At 64.5% G+C, this 17761-nt stretch carries 23 protein-coding genes; 17 read left to right on the top strand and 6 right to left on the bottom strand.

Annotated features, from left to right (window positions below; all coding sequences use genetic code 11):
* Positions 1 to 344: 344 nt before the first annotated feature.
* Positions 345 to 971, bottom strand: a complete 627-nt coding sequence (locus E2484_RS18215; protein WP_137286606.1) for a methyltransferase domain-containing protein — start codon at positions 969 to 971, stop codon at positions 345 to 347.
* Positions 972 to 1143: 172 nt separating this feature from the next.
* Between E2484_RS18215 and ahaH the strand changes: the two genes are divergently transcribed.
* The 15 genes from ahaH (at position 1144) to E2484_RS18140 (ending at position 13741) form a co-directional block, all read left to right on the top strand.
* Entirely contained in the window at positions 1144 to 1476 is a 333-nt protein-coding gene (gene ahaH / locus E2484_RS18210; RefSeq protein ID WP_137286605.1) for an ATP synthase archaeal subunit H, read from the top strand.
* The gene (locus E2484_RS18205) at positions 1463 to 3667 is read left to right on the top strand and encodes a V-type ATP synthase subunit I (RefSeq protein ID WP_137286604.1); all 2205 of its coding nucleotides are present in this window, start codon (positions 1463 to 1465) and stop codon (positions 3665 to 3667) included. The genes ahaH and E2484_RS18205 overlap by 14 nt, the downstream gene beginning before the upstream one ends.
* 205 nt (positions 3668 to 3872) lie before the next feature.
* Entirely contained in the window at positions 3873 to 4148 is a 276-nt protein-coding gene (locus tag E2484_RS18200) for a F0F1 ATP synthase subunit C (protein WP_137286603.1), read from the top strand.
* 21 nt (positions 4149 to 4169) lie between these two features.
* Positions 4170 to 4751, top strand: coding sequence for a V-type ATP synthase subunit E (locus E2484_RS18195; RefSeq protein ID WP_137286602.1), 582 nt, complete (start codon positions 4170 to 4172; stop codon positions 4749 to 4751).
* Positions 4748 to 5809, top strand: a complete 1062-nt coding sequence (locus E2484_RS18190) for a V-type ATP synthase subunit C (protein WP_137286601.1) — start codon at positions 4748 to 4750, stop codon at positions 5807 to 5809. Before E2484_RS18195 ends, E2484_RS18190 begins: the two co-directional genes overlap by 4 nt.
* On the top strand, positions 5806 to 6147 hold the full coding sequence (locus tag E2484_RS18185) for a V-type ATP synthase subunit F (RefSeq protein WP_137286600.1): 342 nt from the start codon (positions 5806 to 5808) through the stop codon (positions 6145 to 6147). Before E2484_RS18190 ends, E2484_RS18185 begins: the two co-directional genes overlap by 4 nt.
* Complete coding sequence (locus tag E2484_RS18180) at positions 6144 to 7910, top strand: ATP synthase subunit A (RefSeq protein WP_137286599.1); 1767 nt, start codon at positions 6144 to 6146, stop codon at positions 7908 to 7910. Before E2484_RS18185 ends, E2484_RS18180 begins: the two co-directional genes overlap by 4 nt.
* Before the next feature lie 3 nt (positions 7911 to 7913).
* Entirely contained in the window at positions 7914 to 9329 is a 1416-nt protein-coding gene (locus E2484_RS18175; RefSeq protein WP_137286598.1) for an ATP synthase subunit B, read from the top strand.
* A 207-nt stretch (positions 9330 to 9536) separates the two neighbouring features.
* A complete protein-coding gene (locus tag E2484_RS18170; protein WP_137286597.1) occupies positions 9537 to 10235 on the top strand; it encodes a V-type ATP synthase subunit D in 699 nt (232 codons plus the stop codon).
* 74 nt (positions 10236 to 10309) lie between these two features.
* Positions 10310 to 10705 (top strand): DUF6276 family protein, encoded by a 396-nt coding sequence (locus tag E2484_RS18165; RefSeq protein WP_137286596.1) that lies wholly within the window; start codon positions 10310 to 10312, stop codon positions 10703 to 10705.
* Between the two features lie 44 nt (positions 10706 to 10749).
* The gene (locus E2484_RS18160; protein ID WP_137286595.1) at positions 10750 to 10959 is read left to right on the top strand and encodes a DUF6684 family protein; all 210 of its coding nucleotides are present in this window, start codon (positions 10750 to 10752) and stop codon (positions 10957 to 10959) included.
* A gap of 93 nt (positions 10960 to 11052) precedes the next feature.
* Positions 11053 to 11232 carry a hypothetical protein gene (locus E2484_RS18155; RefSeq protein ID WP_137286594.1) on the top strand — a complete coding sequence of 60 codons (180 nt, stop codon included), beginning with the start codon at positions 11053 to 11055 and terminating at the stop codon, positions 11230 to 11232.
* Positions 11233 to 11475: 243 nt separating this feature from the next.
* Entirely contained in the window at positions 11476 to 11979 is a 504-nt protein-coding gene (locus tag E2484_RS18150) for a TRAM domain-containing protein (protein ID WP_137286593.1), read from the top strand.
* A 217-nt stretch (positions 11980 to 12196) separates the two neighbouring features.
* The gene (locus tag E2484_RS18145) at positions 12197 to 12679 is read left to right on the top strand and encodes a Tfx family DNA-binding protein (RefSeq protein ID WP_321112716.1); all 483 of its coding nucleotides are present in this window, start codon (positions 12197 to 12199) and stop codon (positions 12677 to 12679) included.
* A 276-nt stretch (positions 12680 to 12955) separates the two neighbouring features.
* Positions 12956 to 13741 (top strand): SDR family oxidoreductase, encoded by a 786-nt coding sequence (locus tag E2484_RS18140; RefSeq protein WP_137286591.1) that lies wholly within the window; start codon positions 12956 to 12958, stop codon positions 13739 to 13741.
* 1 nt (position 13742) lies between these two features.
* Here the strand turns inward: E2484_RS18140 and E2484_RS18135 are convergent, their stop codons facing one another.
* The 5 genes from E2484_RS18135 to E2484_RS18115 all read right to left on the bottom strand — a co-directional run bounded on the left by E2484_RS18135 (position 13743) and on the right by E2484_RS18115 (position 16035).
* Positions 13743 to 14012, bottom strand: a complete 270-nt coding sequence (locus E2484_RS18135; protein ID WP_137286590.1) for a hypothetical protein — start codon at positions 14010 to 14012, stop codon at positions 13743 to 13745.
* Between the two features lie 43 nt (positions 14013 to 14055).
* Entirely contained in the window at positions 14056 to 15066 is a 1011-nt protein-coding gene (locus E2484_RS18130; RefSeq protein WP_137286708.1) for a mannose-1-phosphate guanylyltransferase, read from the bottom strand.
* Positions 15067 to 15094: 28 nt separating this feature from the next.
* On the bottom strand, positions 15095 to 15373 hold the full coding sequence (locus E2484_RS18125; protein ID WP_137286589.1) for a DUF7091 family protein: 279 nt from the start codon (positions 15371 to 15373) through the stop codon (positions 15095 to 15097).
* 50 nt (positions 15374 to 15423) lie between these two features.
* Positions 15424 to 15681 (bottom strand): DUF7322 domain-containing protein, encoded by a 258-nt coding sequence (locus E2484_RS18120; protein ID WP_137286588.1) that lies wholly within the window; start codon positions 15679 to 15681, stop codon positions 15424 to 15426.
* A gap of 171 nt (positions 15682 to 15852) precedes the next feature.
* Entirely contained in the window at positions 15853 to 16035 is a 183-nt protein-coding gene (locus E2484_RS18115) for a hypothetical protein (protein ID WP_137286587.1), read from the bottom strand.
* 90 nt (positions 16036 to 16125) lie between these two features.
* Here E2484_RS18115 and E2484_RS18110 point away from each other — a divergent pair, with 90 nt between their 5' ends.
* Together E2484_RS18110 and E2484_RS18105 are read left to right on the top strand one after the other, a co-directional pair.
* Positions 16126 to 17064, top strand: a complete 939-nt coding sequence (locus E2484_RS18110) for a replication factor A (RefSeq protein ID WP_137286586.1) — start codon at positions 16126 to 16128, stop codon at positions 17062 to 17064.
* Between the two features lies 1 nt (position 17065).
* The gene (locus E2484_RS18105; protein WP_137286585.1) at positions 17066 to 17710 is read left to right on the top strand and encodes an RPA family protein; all 645 of its coding nucleotides are present in this window, start codon (positions 17066 to 17068) and stop codon (positions 17708 to 17710) included.
* Positions 17711 to 17761 lie beyond the last annotated feature (51 nt).

The raw sequence follows: 17761 nt of genomic DNA, 5'->3' as shown, positions 1-17761 counted from the left end.
GCCGCGCCGTGAAGAAGTCGGAGAAGCTAGCTGCTGTTCGGCCCGGAAGACGGACTACTGTTTGGTCTATTGGACGTGGAGAACTACTCCTCGAGCCAATCGTACCGCGACCGCACAGCACCACACCGGACCGCGATAGCCTCGAACCTCTCCACCCTCCTGCGGTCCTCGTTACACTGCGGTCCTCGTCCGTGGTCAGAGGCACGCTCTGACGAGTCTGCACTCGCTTCGCTCCTGAAGACCTCGCGCGGTTGGCGCGACCTCACACAGCGAGGTCCGCCAGCGCGCGCCGGGAGGTCGGTAGAGGTTGCGCTACGTCAGAAAGGCGGACTTTTCCCGTTCGTCTACTCGTCTTCCGGGGCGCGTGCGACCGTCGTGATGGCGATGTCCGGGTCGTACGTGGGGCCCATCTCGTGGTGTTCGATGTCCACGTACCCCGCCTCGCGGAACATCCGGTCGGCCTCCTCCCGGTCGTAGAACAGCATGATGGCGTTGGCGACCTTCTGCATGACCGAGGACTTCGGGTTGTTCGGGCCGACCACGAGGACCTTCCCGCCGGGCTTGACCACCCGGCGCATGTCCCGGAGGGTGGCGACCGGGTCGGGCCAGTACTCGATGGACCCCGACGACCACACCACGTCGAACGAGTCGTCCTCGAACGGCAGTCGCTCGGCGTCCCCGCGGTAGAAGCTCACGGGGTCGTGCTTGCCGAGTTTGGCCCACGCCTTCTCCAGTTGGTGGACGCTCTGGTCGAGTCCGTGGACGTTCCGGGTGTGTTCGAGGATGCCCTCGGTGGCGAACCCGGTGCCACACCCGACGTCCAGCACTCGGTCGCCCTCCTGAATGTCGAGCATCGCCAGCGCCTCGTCGCGCATCTCCTCGTTCCAGATGAACGGGTTGACGGTGTCGTACACCTTCGAGAGGTACTTGTAGAAGAGCCGCGCCCGGCTCTTGTCTTCGAGGATACCCATTGAGTGACAGTTAGTACCGCCAGCCAAATAATCCTGCCATTCCGTCTCCCGCTCGAAGTGTCGCTTTCCGATGCAGTCGAGAGTGGGTTGTGAACGTACGACATGGCTACAGCGTAGACGAGAAAGTTCGCAAGTAGTTTATAGCCGCTTGCGCAAGATTCGGACGATTAGTATGCCGAGGCCAGAGGTTCTCGAACGAATCAAGGAGGCCGAACAAGAGGCCGACGATATCGTCGCCGAGGCCGAGGAGGAGCGCGAGCAGCGCATCTCCGACGCTCGGAAAGAGGCGGAGGAGATCCGCCGCGAAGCCGAGGACGAGGCGTCCGAGCTTCACGACGAACGTCTCGCCGAGGCTCGCGAGGAAATCGAGGCCGAGCGCGACGAGATTCTCGCCGAGGGCGAGCAAGAGCGTGAGGAACTCGAATCGCGAGCGCGCGAGAACGAGGAGGAAGTAACCGACTACGTGGTAGACCTGTTCGAGGAGGCGGTGCATGCTCAGACCTGAACGAATGAGCAAGGTGTCCGTGACGGGGTCGCGCGCCGTCATGGACGACGTCATCGAGACCGTCCACGAGCTGAATCTGGTTCACCTGTCCGACTACGACGGCTCGTGGGAGGGCTTCGAGCCGGGTGACCCGGTCGAGGGTGCCGAGAAGGCGTCCGAGAAGCTCGTCACCGTTCGCTCCCTCGAGAGCATCCTCGACATCGACGAGGAGGACGCCGGACCGAACCGAATCGTCACCGACGAAGCTCTCGAAGACGAACTCGAATCCGTCCGCACGGAGGTCAACGAACTCGACGACCGCCGGAGCGAACTCGAGAACGAACTCCGCGACGTCGAAGACCGACTCGGATCGGTGAAGCCGTTCGCGGACCTCGGTATCGACCTCGACCTGCTCTCGGGCTACGAGACGCTACAGGTCGCGGTCGGCGAGGCCGACGAGGAGGAAGTTCGCCAGACGCTCGCCGACGCCGACGCCATCAGCGAGTTCGGCACGTTCTCGGGAGACGGCACCGTCGCCGTCTTCGCCTATCCCGAGGACGCCACCGACGACGACGCTCTGGACGAGGTGCTGGTCGGCGTCGATTTCGCCTCGCTGGAGATTCCCGACGCAGAGGGAAGCCCCGAGGAGTACGTCGAGGAACTCGAACACGAGCGACAGAAGCTCGTATCCGAACTCGACAGCGTCGAGAACGAAGTCGAGAACGTCAAACTCGACACGGCCGGCTTCCTGCTCGCGGCCGAGGAGAAGTTGAGCATCGACGTCCAGAAGGCCGAAGCGCCGCTCAACTTCGCCACGACCGAGAACGCGTTCGTCGCCGAAGGCTGGATTCCGACCGACCGATACACCGAGTTGGCCAGCGCCCTCGGCGACGCGGTCGGCGACCGAGTCGAGGTCGACGAACTCGAACGCGCCTCGTACGACGCACACGAGGCTCACGGCCACGAGGAACCCGCGGCGCACGACGAGACTGCCGAGGGAGAGGTCGCCGCCGACGGTGGTACCACGATGGACGACGACCAACCGCCGGTCGTGCAGGACAACCCCGGCGCGGTCAAGCCCTTCGAACTGCTGGTCGAGACCATCAACCGACCGCGGTACTTCGAGTTCGACCCGACGGTCGTCCTGTTCCTGACGTTCCCGGCGTTCTTCGGGTTCATGATCGGTGACCTCGGGTACGGGCTGTTGTACGTGGGCATCGGCTACTGGCTCTACCGTTCCTTCGACAATCCGGCGTTCAAGAGCCTCGGCGGCATCGCGCTGTGGGCCGGTGGCTTCACGGCGCTGTTCGGCGTGCTGTACGGCGAAATCTTCGGCTTACACCTGATTGCCACCCACTTCTGGGAAGGCGCACTCGGCTTCGGAGGCCCGCCCATCAAGAAGGGTCTCCAGCCAGTCAACGCCGACTTCGCGCTGTCGTGGATGACCCTCTCCGTACTCGCGGGGCTGGCCCACATGACGGTCGGATACATCTTCGGCTTCGTCGAGGAAGTCGGCCACGACCCGGTCGACGCCGTCCTCGAAAGCGGTTCGTGGGTCCTGCTGTTCGCGGGTATCTGGACGTGGATATTCAGCACGCAGGTCAGCGGAACGAAGCCGGACTTCCTGTACACCGTGTTCGACGGCGAGCCGTTCGCACTCGGCTTCAGTGGCTTCTCGCCCGAAGTCGGGACCCTCGGTCTCGCCCTCGGCGGCGTCGGGTTCCTTCTCTACCTCGCCGGTGAGGTCAAGCACTTCGGCGGTCCCGGCGTCGTCATCGGAGCGTTGGAGAGCCTCAGCGTCCTCTCGGACGCCCTCTCGTACACTCGGATTGCGGCCGTTCTGCTGGCGAAGGCGGGGATGGCCTTCGCGGTCAACCTCCTCTTCTTCGGGGTCTACGTCACCGGAGAAGGCAGCCACGCGGAGTGGCACTTCGGTCTCGGTCACATGCCCGAGGTCGGCACGATGTACCACGGCCACGAGGTGACGAGTCACATGTTCGGCGGGCTGGTTCACTCCGGCATCGGCGGACTGCTCGTCGGTCTCCTCGTGCTGGTCATCGGTCACCTGCTGGTGCTGGCGCTCGGTATCACCAGCGCCGGTCTGCAGGCGGTCCGTCTCGAGTACGTCGAGTTCTTCGGCAAGTTCTACGAAGGCGGCGGCGAGGAGTACGAACCGTTCGGCTACGAGCGGTCGTACACGACCGAAGACTGACGCTCTGATCGCTTTCCTATTTCGGACGGTACTCCCGACGAAGTGGCTACTTCACGGATTTCGTTTTCCTTTGGTATTTGCTACCACGAGTTGGGGTTTACGGCCCTTCGACGGCCATCCGTCGAACTCTTTTGGGAAGCTTTATGACTCCAGTAGCGGGAAATAGGACTGTCCGGTTACGAGAGCTATAGGAGAACTCCAAACCATGCTCGAACTTGCACCTACATTCGTCGACGCTGTAGCATTGCTCGCACAAGAAGGCGCGGCATCCTCGCCCGCCATCCCGAACAAGGCCGCGGCCGCGCTCGCAGTCGGTCTCGCGGCCCTCGGTGCTGGCTACGCGGAACGCGGTATCGGTAGCGCCGCTATCGGCGCTATCGCGGAGGACGAGAGTCTCTTCGGTACGGGCCTCATCATGACGGTCCTGCCCGAGACGCTCGTCATCCTGGCGCTGGTCGTCGTGTTCCTCGTCCCGCAATAGACCCCTTTCCCCCTCTTATCAATGAGTTTGGACACAGTAGTTGAGGATATTCGAAACGAGGCCCGCGAGCGCGCGAAGGAAATTCGTTCGGAGGGCGACGAGCGCGCAAACGAAATTATCTCCGAGGCAGAGAGCGACGCCGACGAGATTCTCGCGGAGCAAGAACGGGAAACCGAGCAGACAATCGCCCAAGAGCGCGAGCAGAAGCTCTCCAGCGCCAAGTTGGAGGCCAAGCAGAAGCGCCTCGAAGCCCGACGTGACGTGTTGCAGGACGTTCGTGCTTCGGTCGAAGATCGCATCGCCACCCTCGAAGGTGACGACCGCGAGGAACTGACGCGCGAACTGCTCGACGCCGCCAGCGAGGAGTTCGAGGACAGCGACACCGTCCGCGTCTACGGCAAGCCCGAGGACGACGAACTCCTCACCGACATCGTGGCCGATTACGACGGCTACGAGTACGCCGGCGAGTACGACTGTCTCGGCGGCGTCGTCGTCGAGAGCGAGCAGTCCCGCCTGCGCGTGAACAACACGTTCGACTCGGTGCTGGAGGACGTCTGGGAAGACAACCTTCAGGACGTTAGCAAACGCCTCTTCGAGCAATGAGCGTGAAAGAGACGGAGGGAACCTCGAACTACGAGTACGTCACCGCGCGGGTTCAGGCCCGGCGAGCGGCGTTGTTCGACGACGAGGACTACCGGAAACTCATCCGGATGGGTCCCAGCGAGATAGCGCGATACATGGAGGAGACCGAGTACGAGACGGAAGTGAACGCGCTCGGCTCCCGCTACGACGGCGTGGACCTCATCGAACACGCCCTCAATCGCAATCTCGCCAAGCACTTCAACGACCTGCTCCGGTGGGCTGACGGTCAACTGTACGCGCTCATCGCCCGATACCTCCGGAAGTTCGACGCGTGGAACATCAAGACGATCGTCCGGGGTATCTACTCCGACTCCGACAGCGAGGCCATCGAGGAGGACCTCATCTACGCTGGTGAGTTAGACCGGCAGTTCCTCGATCGACTGGTCGAATCCAACTCCATCGAGGACGTCGTCGAGATGCTCGACCGCACGCGTTACGGCGACGCGATCGGGGCAGCGTACGAGGACTACGAGGAGACGGGCGTGCTGATTCCGCTGGAGAACGCGGTCGACCGCACGTACTACGAGGGCCTCATGGCAGGCGTCACCGACAGCGACAACCGAGCGACGCAGTTGTACGTCGAGTTCCTGCAGGCCGAAATCGACTTCCGAAATGCGCGCAACGCGTTGCGCATCGCTCGGACCGGCGCTGACTTGGACCCCGCCGACTACTTCATCGAGGGCGGACAGTTGTTCCGCGCGTCGGAACTGTCCCAGTTGTCCACGAGCGTCGACGAACTGGCGACGTTCATCCGAGACAGTACGTACGGCGACGACCTCTCGGAGGCGCTCGACGAACTGGAGCGCGCCGACAGCCTCATCGGCTTCGAGCACGCTCTAGACGCTGCGCTCCTCGAGTACTCCGACCACCTCTCGCACGTCTTTCCGCTGTCGATCTGTCCGGTGCTGGCCTACGTGTTGGCGAAGGAGCGCGAAGTCGACAACATTCGCGCCATCGCCCGTGGCCGCGAGGCCGGACTGAGCGAGGACGAAATCGAGAACGAACTGGTGATACTATGAGCCAGGAAATCGCAGTCGTCGGCAGTCCGGAGTTCACTACCGGGTTCCGCCTCGCTGGCGTCCGGAAGTTCGAGAACGTCCCGGACGACGACAAGGAAACGGAACTCGACGACGCAGTGACCCGCGTTCTCGAAGACGACGACGTCGGCATCGTCGTGATGCACGACGAGGACCTCGACTACCTGTCGCGCCAAGTTCGACAGCAGGTCGAGACGAGCGTCGAACCGACGATGGTCTCCATCGGCGGCGGCGCGGGAAGCGGCGGACTGCGCGGGAAGATCAAGCGTGCAATCGGTATCGACCTTATGGACGAAGACGAACAAGGTGACAACGAATGAGCCAAGCAACTGAATCCGACACCGTTCGAGAGGACGGCGTCATCGAGAGCGTAAGTGGACCGGTCGTGACCGCCACTGACCTCGACGCCCGGATGAACGACGTGGTGTACGTCGGCGAGGAAGGGCTGATGGGTGAGGTCATCGAGATCGAAGGCAACCTGACGACGATTCAGGTGTACGAGGAAACCTCGAACGTCGCACCGGGCGAACCGGTCGAGAACACCGGCGAACCCCTGTCCGTGGACCTCGGCCCCGGCATGCTGGACTCCATCTACGACGGCGTCCAGCGTCCGCTGACGGTCCTCGAAGACAAGATGGGCGCGTTCCTCGACCGCGGTGTGGACGCACCCGGTATCGACCTCGAAAAGACGTGGGAGTTCGACCCCGAAGTCAGCGAAGGCGACGAAGTCGAACCCGGCGACATCCTCGGCATCGTGCCCGAGACCGAGAGCATCGACCACAAAGTGATGGTTCCGCCCGACTCCGAGGGCGGCGAAGTCGTCGCCGTCGAGGCCGGCAACTACACCGTCGAGCAGACGGTCGTCGAACTCGACACCGGCGAAGAGATTTCGATGCGACAGGAGTGGCCGGTCCGCGAGGCCCGCCCCGCCGAGGACAAGAAGACGCCGCGAACCCCGCTCGTGACGGGCCAGCGCGTGCAGGACGGCCTGTTCCCGCTGGCGAAGGGCGGAACCGCGGCGATTCCGGGTCCGTTCGGGTCCGGCAAGACCGTTACCCAGCAGCAGTTGGCGAAGTGGGCCGACGCCGACATCGTCGTCTACATCGGTTGTGGCGAGCGCGGCAACGAGATGACCGAGGTCATCGACGACTTCCCGAACCTCGAAGACCCGGTCACCGGGAAGCCGCTGATGTCCCGAACGTGCCTCATCGCCAACACGTCGAACATGCCCGTCGCGGCGCGCGAATCCTGCGTGTACACGGGAATCACCATCGCGGAGTTCTACCGCGACATGGGGTACGACGTGGCGCTGATGGCCGACTCCACCTCGCGGTGGGCCGAGGCGATGCGTGAGATTTCCTCCCGACTGGAGGAGATGCCCGGCGAAGAGGGGTACCCCGCGTACCTCGCCGCGCGCCTCTCGGAGTTCTACGAGCGCGCCGGTTACTTCGACAACATCAACGACACCGAGGGATCGGTGACCGTGGTCGGCGCAGTCTCCCCGCCCGGTGGTGACTTCTCGGAACCCGTCACCCAGAACACCCTGCGTATCGTCAAGACCTTCTGGGCGCTCGACGCGGACCTCGCCGAGCGTCGCCACTTCCCCTCGATCAACTGGAACGAGTCCTACTCGCTCTACAAGGAACAGCTCGACCCGTGGTTCGTGGAGAACGTCGCCGAAGACTGGCCCGAACAGCGCCAGTGGGCGGTCGACGTGCTCGACGAGGAGGACGAACTGCAGGAGATCGTCCAGCTCGTCGGTAAGGACGCCCTGCCGGAGGACCAGCAGTTGACGCTGGAAGTCGCGCGGTACATCCGCGAGGCCTTCCTCCAGCAGAACGCGCTCCACGACGTGGACACCAACTGTCCGCCCGAGAAGTCCTACCTAATCATGGGTGCTATCCGGACGTTCAACGACGAGGCGTTCGACGCGCTCGACGCTGGCGTCCCGGTGGACGAAATCACGAACATCGACGCCGCACCGCGGCTGAACCGCATCGCGACGACTCCGGACGACGAGGCCGACGAGTTCGTCGCCGACCTCGAAGACGACATGAAAGAACAGCTTCGAGAGCTCTACTAAACCATGAAAGAGTACCAAACCATTACGGAGATCAGCGGTCCGCTGGTGTTCGCAGAGGTAGACGAACCCATCGGCTACGACGAGATCGTCGAAATCGAGACGCCGAACGGCGACACCAAGCGCGGACAGGTCCTCGAATCGAGCGAGGGTCTCGTCTCGATTCAGGTGTTCGAAGGCACCGAGGGTATCGACCGGAAGAGTTCGGTTCGGTTCCTCGGCGAGACGATGAAGATGCCCGTCACCGAGGACCTGCTCGGTCGCGTCCTCGACGGTTCCGGCAACCCCATCGACGGCGGCCCGGAGATCGTCCCGGACGAGCGACGAGACATCGTCGGCGCGGCTATCAACCCGACCGCACGCGAGTACCCCGAGGAGTTCATCCAGACCGGCGTCTCCGCCATCGACGGCATGAACACGCTGGTCCGCGGCCAGAAGCTCCCCATCTTCTCCGGGTCCGGTCTGCCCCACAACGAACTCGCGCTCCAGATCGCGCGACAGGCGACCGTGCCGGAAGAAGACGAAGCGAGCGAGGACGACGACGGCTCGGAGTTCGCAGTCGTCTTCGGCGCGATGGGCATCACGGCCGAAGAGGCCAACGAGTTCATGGAGGACTTCGAGCGCACGGGCGCACTCGAACGCTCCGTGGTCTTCACGAATCTCGCGGACGACCCCGCAGTCGAGCGGACGGTCACGCCGCGCCTCGCGCTGACCACCGCGGAGTACCTCGCGTTCGACAAGGGCTACCACGTGCTGGTCATCCTCACGGACATGACCAACTACTGTGAGGCCCTGCGCGAAATCGGTGCGGCCCGCGAAGAGGTGCCGGGCCGCCGTGGCTACCCGGGTTACATGTACACCGACCTCGCGCAACTCTACGAGCGTGCAGGTCGTATCGAGGGCCGCGACGGGTCCGTCACCCAGATTCCCATCCTCACGATGCCCGGCGACGACGACACCCACCCGATTCCGGACCTGACCGGCTACATCACCGAGGGACAGATCTACATCGACCGGGACCTCAACTCGCAGGGCGTCACCCCGCCGATCAACGTCCTGCCGAGCCTCTCGCGCCTGATGGACGACGGTATCGGCGAGGGGCTGACCCGCGAGGACCACGGCGACGTCTCCGACCAGATGTACGCCGCGTACGCGGAAGGTGAGGACCTGCGCGACCTCGTGAACATCGTCGGCCGCGAGGCCCTCTCCGAGCGCGACAACAAGTACCTCGACTTCGCCGACCGATTCGAGTCGGAGTTCGTCGACCAGGGCTTCGACACGAACCGCGACATCGGCGAGACCCTCGACATCGGCTGGGACCTCCTCGGGATGCTCCCCAAGGAGGAACTCAACCGTATCGACGAGGAACTCATCGAGAAGTACTACCCCGAAGAAGAAGTCGAAGAAGTCGCGGCGGACTGAGCGCGACTTCGAGTTTTTGAAGTTTCGTTCTTACGGGCGGTCGACTTCGACTCCGAGTGGTTACTCCCTACTCGCCAATCGCGCTGTTTCCTCTGTCGCCCGACGACAGAAATACCGGCTTACCGCCGCCGACCCGGTATCCGACGTCCGCTTCCACGCCGCCGACTGTAAAAGGTTAACCCCCTTGAGCCACAAACTCCCCCTAAGATGGCCAAGGACGTCAAACCCACTCGGAAGAATTTGATGCAGATAGAGGACCGCATCGAACTCTCCGAGCGGGGCCACGACACGCTGGAGAAGAAGCGTGACGGTCTCATCATGGAGTTCATGGACATCCTCGACCAGGCCCAGGACGTTCGCTCGGGTCTCGAGGACAACTACGAACTCGCCCAGCAGAAGATCAACATGGCTCGCGCGATGGAGGGCGACGTGGCGGTCCGCGGTGCGGCGGCCGCACTCAAGGAACACCCCGAAATCACCACCGAGTCGAAGAACATCATGGGCGTCGTCGTGCCCCAAATCGAGTCCAGCAAGGTTCGGAAAGGACTCGACGAGCGCGGATACGGCGTTCTCGGAACTAGCGCCCGCATCGACGAGGCCGCGGAGGCCTACGAGGAACTGCTCGAGAGCATCATCCTGGCGGCCGAGGTCGAGACCGCGATGAAGAAGATGCTGACCGAGATCGAGACCACCAAGCGCCGCGTCAACGCGCTGGAGTTCAAGCTACTGCCCGACCTCAAGGAGAATCAGGAGTACATCGAGCAGAAACTCGAAGAGCAGGAGCGCGAGGAGATCTTCCGCCTGAAGAAGATCAAGGCCAAGAAGGAACAAGAGGAGAAAGAGGAGCGCGAAGCCGCCGCCGCTGCCGATGCCGCAGAAGACGAGGAAGTCGTCACCGCCGACTGATAGAGACGCCGTCGTTCTCCGAGTTTGCGATTCCCTTCACCGACGTTTTTCACTGCTCCGACCGATTCACCGGTATGACCTGTCCCGAGTGCGGCAGCGAACAGTTGGCCTTCCGGGTCCCGGCCGACCTGCGCGACTACCTGCCCGAGGAGACCGAGTGCGTCGCGATTTGCACCCGCTGTCTGCGTCTCGACCCGACCGACTCGGCCCCCGGGGAGACGCCCGACTTCACGCGGATTAGCGACGGGTTCCCCGACGGTGAGACGGGCGTGGCGATGGCGCTCGCGGTCGGACTGCTCGACTCGCTGGCACTGTACCGCGAGGAGCTTTCGGCTCTGCTGGAGCGGGTCGAACGCGAGGGGACCGACCCGCTGCTGGTGCTGGACCGACTGGCGGCCGATTCCGAAATCGAACCCGTTTTCGACCTGTCCCGTCGGCGGACGCAGGCCGAGCAACTGTTGTACGAGTAAGGTGGCCGACGAGATTAAGCCGATCGCAATCGTTCGAACGTTCCATGTCACACCCCGTATTCAATCGCGAGACGCTTCTCGACATCTCGGTGAACATCATCCCGCTGGTCATCCTCGCGTTCTTCATCGCGGTACTGCTCCTCACTTCGCCGTGGCCGTCGTCGCTGTTCATGACCGTAATCGCGCTCGGTCTTCACCTCATCCCGTTGGTCCTGCTCGCGCTCCTGACCTACGTCGCCGCCTACTACATCTGAAGCCAGTGACGGTCGGCAAATCGCCGCCGTCGGTTAGTTTCACTTTCACCGCGGACGGCTCACCTTGATACTACTGCCGGATAAGCTTCGAATATGATAACTCAGTTCGCTCGCGGGGAACGCACGGCCGACGCGGACGACAGGACGATTCTCGACGTGTCCGGCGTCGAGACCGACCGCGTGAACGAGTACGTCGTCGAGTGGTTCCCGGACGTGGGCGACGTGTACCTCGAACGCAAGGGCGGCAAGACGTTCCTCGTCGCCGGGGAGTAGCCGACCCCCGCCGACCGAGTTCGCCGTGGCGGAAGCACCGCGCTGACACGGCGATATTACCGCGAACGAGTGAGCGAGCCGAGGACCGCGCTCACGAGTGCAGTTTGCCGCGCTCGCGAGCTGGTGACGAAGGCTTCTGCTCGACCTTCTGCCGGCACCCGACCGCCTGCGGCGGCCCGAAGACGCGGCAAAAGGTTGGGCCGGAAGGTAAAGGTTTAGGCCGGTCGGCAAGTAGCCACAGACATGCCGGACTGTCCACTCGCCGACGAATGCCCGAGTTTTCAGGAGCGCATCGAGGGAATGGGATGCCAACACTACGGCGACCGCGGCGGAGCCGAGTGGTGCCAGCACTACAACCAACCGATCTCCGAACTCAAGACGGCTCCCGTCCAACCGGGCGAGGAGGTCGTCGTGACCGTCGAGGACATCCACGAGAGCGGTGCAGGCGTCGGCCGGACCGAGGACGGGTTCATCGTCATGGTGGACGGCGTCCTGCCCGACGCTCGTGCGAAGGTGAAGATTACGAACGTCCACAGCAACCACGCTCGCGCCGACGAACTCGAACGCCTGCCGATGGACGACGAGGATTCGGTCGAGTCGGAGACCGAGGACGACGACGAACAGGCCGAGGAAGCCGACGCCGACGACGCCGGCGACGCCGACGCTGACGACGCCGACGACACCGACGACGAGGACGGACCGTCGCGGCCGCAACTCGGAAGCCGCGACAACTTCTGGGGTAGCTAACGCCCGGAGGACCGATCGGTCGCGGCGGGATGGACAGTCCCAACAGCGTTCTCGTCGCGGGCGTCGTACTCCGTTCTGAATGTCGTACTCTCCCCGTGAGCGTTGCACGCCGCGGGTTTTTTCCCGGCGAGTACGTAGAGGCGACCATGAGCGCACGCCACGACGGAGGGTCGCGGACGCGGGAGCGGGCCGCGACGAGCGAAGCGGAGGGTCGACCGTGAGCGACGAGTACGACGTGGACGAGATACTCGACCGCGCGGGATTCGACGCCCAGACCAGCGTCCTGACCCGGCGACAGGCCGAGGTGCTGGCCCTGCGCGAACGCGGAGTCGCACAGGCGACCATCGCCGAGTCGCTGGGTACCTCTCGCGCGAACGTCTCCAGCGTCGAGGCCAGCGCCCGCGAGAACGTCCGGAAGGCCCGCGAGACGGTCGCCTTCGCCGAGGCGTTGCGCGCGCCGGTCCGCATCGTCGTGACCGAAAACACGGACCTCTACGACGTCCCGTCTCGGGTGTACGACGCCTGCGACGAGGCCGGCGTGAAGGTCAACCACGCCGCGCCGGAACTCATGAAGCGCGTGAGCGACGAGGCCGGGGACGCCGTCGAGGGCCGAGAGGTGCACGAGGACCTCCTCATCGGCGTGACGACCGACGGCGAGGTGACGGTTCGGAAGTCGCGGGAAGTCAGTCGAGAGACGTAAATCGGTGTTTTCGAGAATTAATTTTGATTATCTTGACCTTCGATAGTTACTCTTTGTGTTGGAAAAGATGGCTAACTCGGAGCTACCTACTGCAGAGCCAATCAGACCGCACGGAACCGCAACTGCACAACACCGCGGCCGCACGGCACCGTGGCCGCACTGCGCCCCCGTACCTCCGCGCTTGCTCGCCCCTGTCGGTGCTCCATCCGCGTTCCGTTCGCCGAACAGATAGCCGCCACCCCGAGAGCTTTCAACTCGGACTCCGAACCACCGGGTATGGACCTGGGATTAGACGGTAACTCGGCACTGGTAACGGCGAGCTCGAGCGGTCTCGGCCGGGCCTCGGCGAAGGCGCTCGCGGCCGAAGGCGCGAACGTCGCCATCTGTGCTCGCGGCGAGGAGCAGTTGGAAGACGCGAAGGAGGAGATCGACGCGGCTGGCGACGGCGACGTAGTGGCGGTCCCGACCGACATCACCGACCCCGACGAGATAGAGACGCTGGTGGACGCGACGGTCGAAGAGTTCGGCGGCTTGGACCACGTCGTCACCTCGGCGGGCGGGCCACCGAGCGGCCCGTTCCTCGACACGACCGAGCGTGACTGGTACGAGGCCTACGACCTCCTCGTGATGAGCGCGGTCTGGCTGACCAAGGCCGCCCACCCACATCTCGTCGAGGGCGACGCGGGCACCGTGGTCAACGTCACCTCGACCAGCGTCCGGGAGGCCATCGACGGTCTCGTCCTCTCGAACGCGGTCCGGCGCGGCGTCATCGGCCTGATGAAGACGCAAGCCCGCGAGTTCGCTCCGGAGGTGCGAGTCAACGCCGTCCTCCCCGGCGCACACGAGACGCCGCGGATTCAGGAACTCGTGGAGGCCGCCGTCGAGCGCGGCGAGTACGACACCTACGACGAGGGCCTCGTGTCGTGGGCCGACGACATCCCACTGGACCGCGTGGGTCAGCCCCGCGAACTCGGTGACACCGTCGCTTTCCTCTCCAGCGAGCGCGCGAGTTTCGTCAACGGCGCGGCCGTGCCCGTGGACGGTGGCAGGCTCCGGAGCTGACTCAGCTCTCGATTTTCCCGACTATCTGCTCGGCCCGTTCTTCGGCCTCGTCGTCGTCGGTCCCCGCCGGAATCAGGACGCTCTCGACCAGCCAGTCGTCGCTGTCTTCCAGTTTCCCGGTTCGGACTTCGGCCCCCTCGACCTCGCTGCTGGCGGCGTTCTCGGCCCAGTCGGGCGTCCGAATCGTGTCGAACTCGTCGGGGTCGCGGAACCGGACGTGAGTGAAGTCGTCTGTCTTCTCTACGATTTCACCGGCGGGGGTGTCGGACATAACAGCGGGTGTACTACGGACTCGCGTAAAGTTCGAGTGGCCGTCAGAACCGCCCCTGGTCGCGCAACTCCGAAACTATCTCGCGCACGCGCTGGGCGTCGTCCTTCGGCACGACCAGCACCCTGTCGTCGTAGGCTGCGACGACCAACCCCTCGACGCCGACCGCGCTGATGTGCGCGTCGCCGTCGCTCGCCACGACGTTGTTTTCGGCGTCGATGGCGAGACCGTCTCCCAGAATCGCGTTCCCGTCCTCGTCGGTCTCGACTACGCGCTCTACGGCGTCCCACGCGCCCACGTCGTCCCACGAGAAGTCGGCGGGCACGACGTAGGCGTCGTCGGTGCGCTCCATCACCGCGTAGTCGATGCTGACCGACTCGACCTCCCGGAATCCTCGCTCGAAGTCGCCCTCGTCCAGCGCGTCCACGAGCGCCGCGAGCGGGGAGTCGCGGGCCTCCCGGAGCAGGGCTTCGGGCGTCCACGCGAACAGGCCGGCGTTCCAGTAGAAACCGTCCTCCACGAACTGCTCGGCGGTCGCCTCGTCTGGCTTCTCGCGGAACTGCCCGATTTCTGCCCACTCACCCTCCGAAACCCCCGGCTCGATGTACCCGTAGCCGGTCGCGGGCCGAGTCGGTTCCACGCCGAACGCGACCAACCCCCGCGTTTCGACTGCGGCGCGGGCCGCGGTCTTCGCGGACGACTCGAATCCACCGGCGACGAGGTGGTCGCTCGGTACGGCGAGCAGGACGCACTCGCCGACCTGCTCGCGGACGCGGTGGGCGGCGTAGACCAGCGCCGGACCGGTGTCCTTGGCCGCGGGTTCCACGAGGACGCCCGCCTCGGGTACCTCCTCGCGCACTCGGTCGGCGTGGTCGGCCGCGGTCGAGACGTAGATTTCGTCGGCGAATCCGACCCTCGAGACCGTCTGGGAGAGCAGCGAGTCGTCGCCGTCGCCACCGAGCGAGAGGAACTGCTTCGGTCGGTCGGACCTGCTGGCCGGGTAGAGGCGCGTGCCGGTACCTCCGGCCATCACGAGGGCGACGACGGGCCGGTCTATCGTCTCGGTAGCGTCGTTGCCGGTCATCTTACCACGTCTCGATGCGGCCGTCGCGCACGTCTCGCACGCACCCCTCGCAGTCGGGGTGTTCGGGGTCGAAGCAGTCGGGACGGGCCTCTCGGTCGAGTTCGACGGCCCGGCGCTCGGCGTATCGCCGACAGACGATTTTGGCCTTGCCCTCCTCGTCCTGCGGGAGGTCTGCGAGCGCGGTCTGCCTGGCGCTGGCGTAGGCCCGCTTTGCGTCGGCGTACTGCCGCCCGGCGGACCGGATCTTCGACCGGAGGAAGCTTTCGAGACGGTCGTCCATTCGAGTGCGTGTTCGGGGTCGGCGAAGTTAGGTTTGTTCGTCGGGTCGCGCTACGTTTTGTACTTCCGATAGGCGACGACCGAGACCCCGAGAACGACCAGTCCGCCGACTATCAGCGCGCCGCCGAGCGTCTGCTGTCCGCGGAACGCCAAGAGCATGACGCCGAGCGCACCGGCGAAGAGTCCCGCCTGAACCGATACCGCGAGGAGGACGAACGCCCGGAGCGTCTCGGGCGCGGCGCCTCGGAGACCCTTCCGGAGGTCCCGGTCGGCTTCTTCGTCGTCCGGCGACGATGGGTCCAAAAACATCGTTTAGAGTTCCACGTGCGACGACAATAGTAGGGGCGGTCGGTCTCGAATCCGCGATGGCGCTCGCTCTCTCGCCCAGTCCCGTCACCGTCTTCGTCCTAACGCAAGGCGTCTCGACGGGCAAGCGCGGCGGTGTCGCCTCCGCAATCGGAGTCCGTACCGACTCCTCGTTCACACGACCGCGGCCACGCTCGGCCTCGTCGCGCTCCTGCGTGCGTCCGCGCTCGCCCGCACCTCGCCGACGGTCTGCGGTGGGTCTCGGAGTCGGGTCTCGCCGGACTCGGGGCGGCCTTGGCGCTCGAACCCAGGTAAGGCGAAAACGGCTCTGAGCGTACCCGACGGCTTCAGTTTCACTTTCACTCCGGGGACACCGAGGTTTTTATACTATAGGGCACTAACCAGTCGCATGTCTCCCGGAGAAAACGACGCGGAGACTGATACACCATGAGCGATGTGCGCCAGCACGCCGAAGAGATACGAGAACAGTTCTCCGAACACTTAGACCTGACCGCGGACGAGATAGAGGAGCGCCTCGACAACCTCGTCAACGAGTACCGGGTGCCCCTCGAAGAGGCCCGTCGGAGCGTCGTCAGCCACTACCTCGACGAAGCGGGACTCGAACGCGACGACGTCCGCAGTGGCGGCGGCGGTGGCTCCGAGAAAGTCAACGTCGAAGACGTGAACGAGGACGAGCAGTGGCTCGGCCTCACCGCCAAGGTCGTGGACCTCTGGGACCCCCGGAGCGACGCCGTCGGACAGGTCGGCCTGCTCGGCGACGAGACGGGCACCATCAAGTTCACCAAGTGGGCCGACTCCGACCTCCAAGAGTTGGAGGAAGGGGCGGTCTACCGATTCGGAAACCTCGTCTCCGACGAGTACCAGGGCGACTACTCGGTGAAACTCAACCGCACGACCACCATCGAGGAGGTCGACGAGGACATCGAAGTCGGCGACGACACCGCCGAAGTCGAAGGTGCGCTGGTGGACATCCAGAGTGGATCCGGTCTCATCAAACGCTGTCCCGAGGACGACTGTACGCGCGTCCTCCAGAACGGACGGTGTTCCGAACACGGCGAAGTCGAAGGCGAGTTCGACCTCCGCATCAAGGGCGTCTTGGACGACGGCTCGGAGGTTCACAAGATCATCTTCGACAAGGAGGCCACCGAGGACCTGACCGGTATCGGCTTGCAGGAGGCACAGGACATGGCGATGGACGCGCTCGACACGACCGTCGTCGCCGAAGAGATGCGCGAGAAGACCCTCGGACTGTACTACCGCGTCGCCGGACCGACGATGGGCCGGTACCTCCTCGTCGACGAACTGGAGGAACTCGCCGGGCCGACAGACACCGAGGACGTGCTCATCAAAGCGAGGTCGATGTGACATGAGCGAGACACCTACCCGAGAGGTCGCCCGCCGCGTGTTCGCCGGCGAGTTCAACGACGCGACCCACACGTTCAAGGAATCGGACGAGGAGCGCGCCCCGGTGTACGTCCTGCTGCCGACGGGAGAGCGAGCGAATCGCATCTTCGTCGTCGGCACGCTGACCGAGACCGAGGACGTGGGCGAGGACAGCGAGTACTGGCAGGGCCGGGTCGTGGACCCGAACGGCGACCCGTTCTTCGTCTACGCGGGCCAGTACCAACCCGAGGCCGCGAGCATGCTTCGGGAACTCGAACCGCCCGCCTACGTCGCCATCACCGGCAAGCCCCGGACCTACGAGACCGACGACGGCAACACTAACGTCTCCGTGCGGCCGGAGTCCATCACGCGGGTCGACGCCGACACCCGCGACCGATGGGTGGTCGAGACGGCCAAGCAGACGCTCGACCGAATCGAGACGTTCGACGACGACACCAACGAGTACGCGCGGATGGCCGAGGAGCAGTACGACCTGCCGCTCGACCGGTACCACACGCTCGTCATCTCGGCGCTCGAAAGCCTCGAAGACGGGGACGGCGAAACCGGCGCGGCAGACGGCGACGATGCCGAAGACGACGCCGAAGTCGAGCCCGAACCGCGGGCGTAGTCGGCGGTGACGGCGGGACGACGAGGCGCAGGCGAATCGACACGCGACCGA

The organism is Halorussus salinisoli, assembly GCA_005239435.1.
Lineage (GTDB): Archaea > Halobacteriota > Halobacteria > Halobacteriales > Haladaptataceae > Halorussus > Halorussus salinisoli.
This window is presented reverse-complemented; position numbering and strand designations above follow the sequence as displayed.